The following is a 7,048-nucleotide window of genomic DNA, read 5'->3' as shown; positions in this document are numbered from 1 at the left end:
GCAGTCGATCGTGCGATACTCGCCATGGACGATGAGCTCGGAGAGCGCCTTGCCGACCGCCGGCGCCTGCTGCAGGCCGTGGCCGGAGAAGCCGTTGGCGAAGAGGAAGTTTTCGACCTCCGGATGCGGCCCGATCACCGCGTTCTGGTCGAGCGTGTTGTAATCGTAATGCCCGACCCAGGCGCGCGTCGGCTTGATCGCCTCGAAGGCGGGGATGCGGGTGGCGAGTACCGGCCAGATCACCTCTTCGAACAGCGGCCACTCGACCTCGAAATCTTTGGGATTGGGTGCGTGATCGCCTTCCTCCGGTTCGGCGCCGCCGGTGATGTAGACCGAGCCTTCCGGCCGCACATAGATGCCGGAGGGATCGACCAGCAGCGGCATGTCGGCGTATTTCTCGCGCGCCTCGAAGACGAAGACGTTGCGCTTGCGCGGCTCGACCGGCAGCTCGAGCCCGGCAAAAGCGGCGACCTTGCCGGCGTTCGGGCCGGCGGCGTTGACAATAATGCCGGCTTCAAGCGCCTCGCCATTGTCGAGGCTCACGCTCGCGACGCGATTGCCTTCGCGCGCAATGCCGGTGACCGAGGCGGTGATGAAGTCGATGTTTTTCTCGCGCAGCGCCTTGCGGAACAGCGTCAGCATCGCATGCGCGTCGAACCAGCCTTCGCCGCTGCGGCCATAGGCACCGGCTGAAATACCCTCGGCCGACAGCCAGGGGAAGCGGCGCGTGAGTTGGTCGGCGTCCTCCAGCACGATATCGGCGCCCTCGGCGATCTGCGCCTCGTGGTTGGCCTTCAGAATCGGCAGCCCGGCCTCGCCGGCGAGGATCAGATAACCGCCTTCGCGAAAACCGATGTCGGCATCGGCGCCGAAAGTCTCCTTCAGCCGCCGGAACAGTTTCAGCGTGAACTGCGACAGGCGGATGTTTTCCGGGATCGAGAATTGCTGGCGGATGGAGGCGCAGGACAGCGTCGTCGCCGCATGGGAGAATTGCGGATCGCGCTCGATCAGCGCGATGGAGCCGGTAAAGCCCTCTTCGCGCAGATAGTAGGCGACCGAGGAACCGACGATGGCTCCGCCGATGATGATGATGTCGTAGCGCACTTCTTTCTCCGATCCACCCGGTCCTCACGCGACCGGCAAATTGATCTCGAAGCGCGTGCCGCGCTCGCTGTCAACCAGCCTGTCCCGCCGGAGTCCCTGAGAAGCTCCGCAGCGCCCTGGATCGCCGTCAGCGGCGATTTCAGCTCGTGCGAGACATGGGTGGCGAAGGTCTGGATGCTGTCGGAGCGCGCCTGCAGTTTTTGCGCCATGTCGAGGAAAGCGGCCGACAATTCCGCCATCTCGCGCGTGCCGTGATGATCGAGCGGCCTGATCGCCTCGCGATCGCCGGCGGCGATGCGCTTTGTCCGCTCGATCAGCGCATAGATCGGCCGGCTGACGGTGCGGATGAACACCAGCGCGATCAGCAGCGTGCCGCCGAGAATCGCGATTGCCGCAAGCGTGACCTTGCCGCGCTCGCCATAGAGATGCTTGACGATGTTGTTCGGCGTCCGCGACAGATAGACCACGCCGGCGACTCGGCCTTCGACCTCGACCGGCAGGGCGACGAAGACGCGCACCTTGGTGCCGCGGCTCACCGAATAGAGCGGCGGCGGCGGCTGGTCGGGGATCCTTAAGCGGAGCTCGCTGGCATAGACGCCGGAGAGCGCCCTCCCTACCTCCTCGACCTTGCCGAGCGACAAGCCCAATTCGTCGCCGCCGGCAATGACCACGCCATGCGGATCAAGCAGGCGAAAGCCGGCGAGCGTCGTCTTCTGCGTCTCGTCGAGGATGCCGTTAAGCCGCGCACCGATCGCGGCGAAGGCCGGATCGGCGGTCGCCGGAAGCGCCGCCGGCCGCGACGGCATGACATCATCGGAAGCCAGATCGAGCTGCGGCTCGATCGGCTGGTAGGGATAGTTGCTGTCCCTTGCAGGATCAGCCGAGATCGGCGCCCCCAACCGTTCCGGGGCAATGTCGGCCGCGCGCACAGCGTCGGCATAAACTGCTGCGACGACCGCGCCCTGCGCGATGAGCTCGCCCTCGGTCTGGCGGATCAGCTGGTTCTCATAGAGCCGGAAGAAGAACAGCCCGACAAGCGGCAGCGCCATCACCACGATCAGGATGGCGACGACGACGGTGGCGAGCCGCGGCCGCCATCTTTCCTTGCTCAACCACCGCATCGGCCGAGCCGGAAGCCGACGCCATGCACGGTCGCGATTGCATCCACGCAGCCGACCGCCGCCAGCTTGGCGCGGATGTTGCGGATATGGCTGTCGACGGTGCGTTCCGAGACGTGGATGTTGGAGGCATAGGCGTTGGCCATCACCACGTCGCGGCCAAGCACATGCTGCGGCCGGGCGAGAAAGCCTTTCAGAATCGCGAACTCGATCGCCGTTAAGGTGAGCGGCTTGCCTTCAAAACTCCCCGCATGGCTGGCCGGCACCAGCATGAGCTTGCCATGCGCGAACTGCCGGCCGTCCGCTTCTTCCTCCACCGCCACCGGGCGGGCGCGCCGCAGGATGACGTTGACGCGGGCGACCAGCTCGCGCGGGCTGAACGGCTTCGTCACATAGTCGTCGCCGCCCATCTCCAGCCCCAGGATGCGGTCGATTTCTTCGTCGCGCGCCGACAGGAACAGCACCGGCACGTCGGAGCGTTGCCGGAGCCGCCGGCACACTTCCAGCCCGTCCATCTCCGGCATGCCGATGTCGAGCACGATGAGGTCGGGCGCGCGGCGCTCGACGGCCTGCAGCGCGGCGGCGCCGTCGGCCACGGCAGCCGTCTTCATGCCGGCCTTTTCCAGCGCGAAGCAGATGATCTCGCGGATATGCGGATCGTCGTCGGCGACGAGGATATTGTGTGGCATGGATCAAAGGTCCGGCGAATGGGGTTTGGTGACGGCAGGATTAGCAAGCGCGCCGCGCTTGTCGAGAGTGCGGCGGCGCAATTGCCAGTCGCGAAAATTCCAGGCGCACCGGTTTTCCCGGGCGGCGCGCGCCCGTCATGGCCGGGCTTTCCTGGCCTTCCGAACGATCCGCCGCGATCTCGGCACAAAGGCCAGCAACGTCGCCGTGGGGCGAACCCTTTGCGGCTCGGCGAGCCACCAGCCTTCGTTGCGGAGGCGCCGGGGCAGGGACCAGCGGGATTTGTGAAGTGTTCGCATGCCGCCCGTTTCGCCGGCGGCTGCGGAAAGCGCGGGGCGGATTGGAGGAGGTTTTCCGCAAGGATTTGCAGTTTTCGTGCAGGGCGCTGGCGCTATCTCCCCCCTCGAGGGGGGAGATTACTCCGCGCCTTGCCTCGCCCCGCTCCAATCGGCATAGATCGATCATGACCAGTGACCCCTACCGCCCGCGCCGCTCGGTGCTTTACATGCCCGCCTCCAACGAGCGGGCGCTCGCCAAGATCGCCTCGCTTGCCTGCGATGCCGTGATCATCGACCTCGAGGATGGCGTCGCGCCCGCCGACAAGGTTTCAGCCCGCGACAAAGTTGCAGGCATCCTCGCCGCGCGTCCGCAGCGGCGCTGCGAGATTGTGGTTCGCATCAATCCGCTCGGATCCGAATGGGGCATCGACGACCTGCTGGCCGTCGCCAAGGCCGGGCCGGACGGTATTCTCCTGCCCAAGATCGGCACACCGCGCGACATCCTCGAGGCCGGCGACCTGCTCGACGACAATTTCGCGCCCGACACGGTGAAGCTGTGGGCGATGATCGAAACGCCCAAGGCGCTGCTCAACATCGGCCCCATCGCCGAACTTGGTCGCGACCCGGCTTCCCGCTTGGCTTGTTTCGTTGCCGGAACGAACGACCTGGTGAAAGCGACGGGCATTTTGGCAACGCCCGACCGGCGTTATCTCATGCCTTGGCTGATGCAGCTTGTGCTCGCCGCCCGCGCCGGCGGCCTCGACGTGATCGACGGCGTCGCCAATGATTTCCGCGACCTCGACGGCTTTGCCCGCGAATGCGCCGAGGCCGCCGCCATGGGTTTTGATGGCAAGTCGCTGATCCACCCCGCCCAGATCGAGCCGGCGAACCGCGCCTTTTCGCCGGCGCCGGAGGCGCTGGCCGTGGCGCGCGCGATCCGGGATGCGTTCTCGCGGCCCGAAAATGCCGGCAAGGGCGTCATTGCGCTGGACGGCCGCATGGTCGAGCGGCTGCATCTGGCCGAGGCCGAGAAACTTCTGGCGAAGGCCGCAATCATCGGCGCATGATGCGCTGGAGCAATTCCAGGAAAAGTGCGTAGCGGTTTTCCGTCCGGAGTTGCGTCAAAACAAAGGAATAGAATGTCGCCCAAAAGTGCAGCGGGCGACGTTCATAGTTCATAGACAGACATTGGTCATGACAGGGTCGAAAACATGAAACTTTACCGCTTTCTGTCCGGTCCGGACGACGCCACCTTCTGCCACAAGGTGACGGCTGCCCTTAACAAGGGCTGGCACCTGTTCGGCTCGCCGACCTATGCCTATGACAAGACGACCAAGTCGATGCGCTGCGGCCAGGCCGTGGTAAAGGACGTCGAAGGCCAGGAATACACCGCCGACACCAAGCTCGGCGATTGGTAGGGATGGAGCGGCGCCCCTCTCACTTCGTCCTAAGGCGGAGCAAGGATCGAAAGCCTTGAGATTAGGCGATAAGAAAAGGAACTGTGACGCCGCGTTCCTTCACACCCCCCTCTGGCCTGCCGGCCATCTCCCCCGCAAGGGGGGAGATCAGACGTCACTGCCGCTTTCGCCAATCGCCTACGTTGGAGGAAGAGCGCCGCCGACGAGGCTGCCAATCTCCCCCCTTGCGGGGGAGATGTCCGGCAGGACAGAGGGGGGTGCTGTCCCGCCAGCATTTCGGATTTCTACACTGCAGTGGCGTTCTGAGGCACAGGATCCTAGGTCTGCGCTCCGCTTCGCGTCGCTCTGCCCTAGGACGAAGGGTGTTCACCCCGCCGCCGTCTGTTCGGCCGCTTCCTCGATCCGCTCCATGTCGTCGTCTGACAGGCCGAAATGGTGGCCGATCTCGTGGATCAGCACATGGGTGACGATGTCGCCCAGCGTCTCGTCATTCTCGGCCCAGTAGTCGAGGATGGCGCGGCGATAGAGCGTGATGCGGTTCGGTCCTTCGCCGGTCTGCGGGTTCCAGCGCTCGGCGATGCCGCGCCCCTCGAACAGGCCGAGCAGGTCGAAGGGCGTTTCCAGCGACAGGTCGTCCATGATCTCGTCCGTCGGAAAATCGGCGATCTGGATGACGATGTCGCCGGTGAGCTGGCGGAACTCTTCCGGCAGATGGGCATAGGCCTCCAGCGCCAGAAGCTCCATTTCCTCCATCGATGGCGAGAGCTGATCGTGCCAGGTGCGGGTCTTGTAGATGCGGGCCATAAGGTTTCCTTTGATCCCGGCATATAGGCTTTCGCGCCGATTGAGGCAAATGAGCCGGCAGGCAGGCTACTTGGAGGGCAAAGGGCAAAGGAATAAATTCCTTGTGACTCCGCTTGACTCTTTCAAGGCCCTCTGGAATCTATAAGAACATAACAGGAACAATTGCTGCCGGAAGTGAACGTCATGGCGATGAGCGCCGTGGCGCGGGACACTGTTTTTGCCCTGCGCCGCCAGATCGCGAAGATCGAGGGAACGCTGCCCGAGCGCCTGGAAGCGCCGGCGCGGAGCGCGTCCATCGATGCCGCCGGATTGGACATCACCCCCGGGACCAACATCGTCCGGCGTGGCCTCGCCGTGGCGCCGCAGGATGCCTTCCTGCACACCGGCATCGAACGCCTCGACACAGCCCTCGGCGGCGGCCTGCCGAAGGCGGCGCTCAGCGAAATCCATGGGTTGGAGACCCGCGATGCCGGTGCCGTCGCCGGCTTCGCGCTGTCGCTCGCCAGCCTGATCCTCAGAGAAAAGCAGGGCCTGCCGATCCTCTGGGTCGGCACCGCCGAGATCTTCCGCGAGGCCGGCTTTCCCTATGCGAGCGGGCTCCATGCCCTCTTCGGCATCGAGCCGGAGCAATTGCTGTTTTCCGAAGCGCCGAAGCTCTTGGACGCGCTGTGGATCGCCGAGGAGGCCGCCCGCATGACGGCCTTCGCCGCCGTCATGCTCGAGATCCGCGGCAGCCCGCGGCTTCTCGACCTCACCGCCACGCGCCGCCTGCACGCCCGGGCTCAGAATGCCGGCCGGCCGGTGCTGCTTTTGCGCCAGGCCGGCGAGGCCGAGCCCACCGCCGCGCCGGTGCGCCTCGTCGTCTCGGCAGCGCCGGCGGCGAGCCGCAAGACGGTCGCCGGCCCGCTCGCCGGCTCGATCGGCCGCCCCGCCTTCACCGTCGATATCGGCAAGAGCCGCACGGCCCTGCCCGGACAATTCACACTGGAGTGGAACCCCGATGAGCACGCTTTTGCGGAAAGAAGGCCCCAGGAAGAGCGGGCAGAGAATCCTGTCGCTGTGGTTCCCGTACCTGTGCGCGGAGCGGATCCTGCGCCAGCGTCTGGGGCGGTCCTGGCGTTCCCGGCCGTCGCATCACCTGCCCCCGCCTCACCCACCACTTGTGATCAGCCATCGCGACAGCAACGCCCAGCGCATCGCGGCCCTCGACGAGCGGGCTGAGGCGCTCAAATTGAAGCGCGGCATGGGCATTGCCGACGCGCGCGCCATGCATCCTTCGATCGACGTGGTGGAGGCCGACGCGGAAGCCGACCGCCGCCTGCTCGAGGGCCTTGCCGACTGGTGCGACCGCTACACGCCGCTGGTGGCGATCGATGGCGAGGACGGACTGTTCCTCGACGTCACCGGCTGCACGCATCTGTTCGGCGGCGAGCGCGCCATGCAGGACGAGATCCTCACCCGCTTCTTCCAGCAGGGTTTCGACGTCCGCGCCGGCCTTGCTTCCACGCCGGGGGCCGCCTGGGCGGCGGCGCGCTTCCATGGCGACCGCATCGTAGCCTTCGGCGAGGAGGAGGCGCTGCTTGCGCCCCCGCCGCTTTCGCCGCTGCGCATCGCGCCGGCAACCCGCCTCAGCCTCGAA

Annotated in this window: 7 protein-coding genes and 1 pseudogene; 4 read left to right on the top strand and 4 right to left on the bottom strand. The window is 65.8% G+C overall.

Translation table 11 applies throughout. The annotated features are described in order from the left end of the window. From EOA38_RS23145 to EOA38_RS23135, 3 genes and pseudogenes are all read right to left on the bottom strand, one after another. On the bottom strand, positions 1 to 1,104 hold a 1,104-nt coding region (locus EOA38_RS23145), incomplete at its 3' end, for an FAD-binding oxidoreductase (protein WP_145966037.1). Positions 1,105 to 1,190: 86 nt separating this feature from the next. Next, positions 1,191 to 2,225 (bottom strand): annotated as a pseudogene (locus tag EOA38_RS23140) (histidine kinase dimerization/phospho-acceptor domain-containing protein); the annotation flags it as partial. Continuing rightward, positions 2,213 to 2,911: a response regulator transcription factor gene (locus tag EOA38_RS23135; protein WP_127300332.1), complete on the bottom strand. Its 699-nt coding sequence runs from the start codon at positions 2,909 to 2,911 to the stop codon at positions 2,213 to 2,215. The gene EOA38_RS23135 and the pseudogene EOA38_RS23140, both read right to left, overlap by 13 nt. A gap of 461 nt (positions 2,912 to 3,372) precedes the next feature. On the opposite strand from EOA38_RS23135, the gene EOA38_RS23130 reads away from it, so the two are divergent. Beyond that, on the top strand, positions 3,373 to 4,254 hold the full coding sequence (locus EOA38_RS23130; RefSeq protein ID WP_127300331.1) for a CoA ester lyase: 882 nt from the start codon (positions 3,373 to 3,375) through the stop codon (positions 4,252 to 4,254). A gap of 144 nt (positions 4,255 to 4,398) precedes the next feature. Next, the gene (locus EOA38_RS23125) at positions 4,399 to 4,605 is read left to right on the top strand and encodes a DUF1737 domain-containing protein (protein WP_126091123.1); all 207 of its coding nucleotides are present in this window, start codon (positions 4,399 to 4,401) and stop codon (positions 4,603 to 4,605) included. Between the two features lie 366 nt (positions 4,606 to 4,971). Here the strand turns inward: EOA38_RS23125 and EOA38_RS23115 are convergent, their stop codons facing one another. Beyond that, positions 4,972 to 5,409: a metallopeptidase family protein gene (locus EOA38_RS23115; RefSeq protein ID WP_126091122.1), complete on the bottom strand. Its 438-nt coding sequence runs from the start codon at positions 5,407 to 5,409 to the stop codon at positions 4,972 to 4,974. Between the two features lie 183 nt (positions 5,410 to 5,592). Here EOA38_RS23115 and EOA38_RS40505 point away from each other — a divergent pair, with 183 nt between their 5' ends. Then, complete coding sequence (locus EOA38_RS40505; protein WP_127300330.1) at positions 5,593 to 6,630, top strand: hypothetical protein; 1,038 nt, start codon at positions 5,593 to 5,595, stop codon at positions 6,628 to 6,630. Continuing rightward, on the top strand, positions 6,572 to 7,048 hold a 477-nt coding region (locus EOA38_RS23105; protein ID WP_145966036.1), incomplete at its 3' end, for a DNA polymerase Y family protein. The genes EOA38_RS40505 and EOA38_RS23105, both read left to right, overlap by 59 nt.

This window comes from Mesorhizobium sp. M1E.F.Ca.ET.041.01.1.1 (assembly GCF_003997355.1).
Taxonomy (GTDB): domain Bacteria; phylum Pseudomonadota; class Alphaproteobacteria; order Rhizobiales; family Rhizobiaceae; genus Mesorhizobium.
The sequence above is the reverse complement of the archived record's forward strand: the minus strand, read 5'-3'. Positions and strand labels throughout refer to the sequence as shown.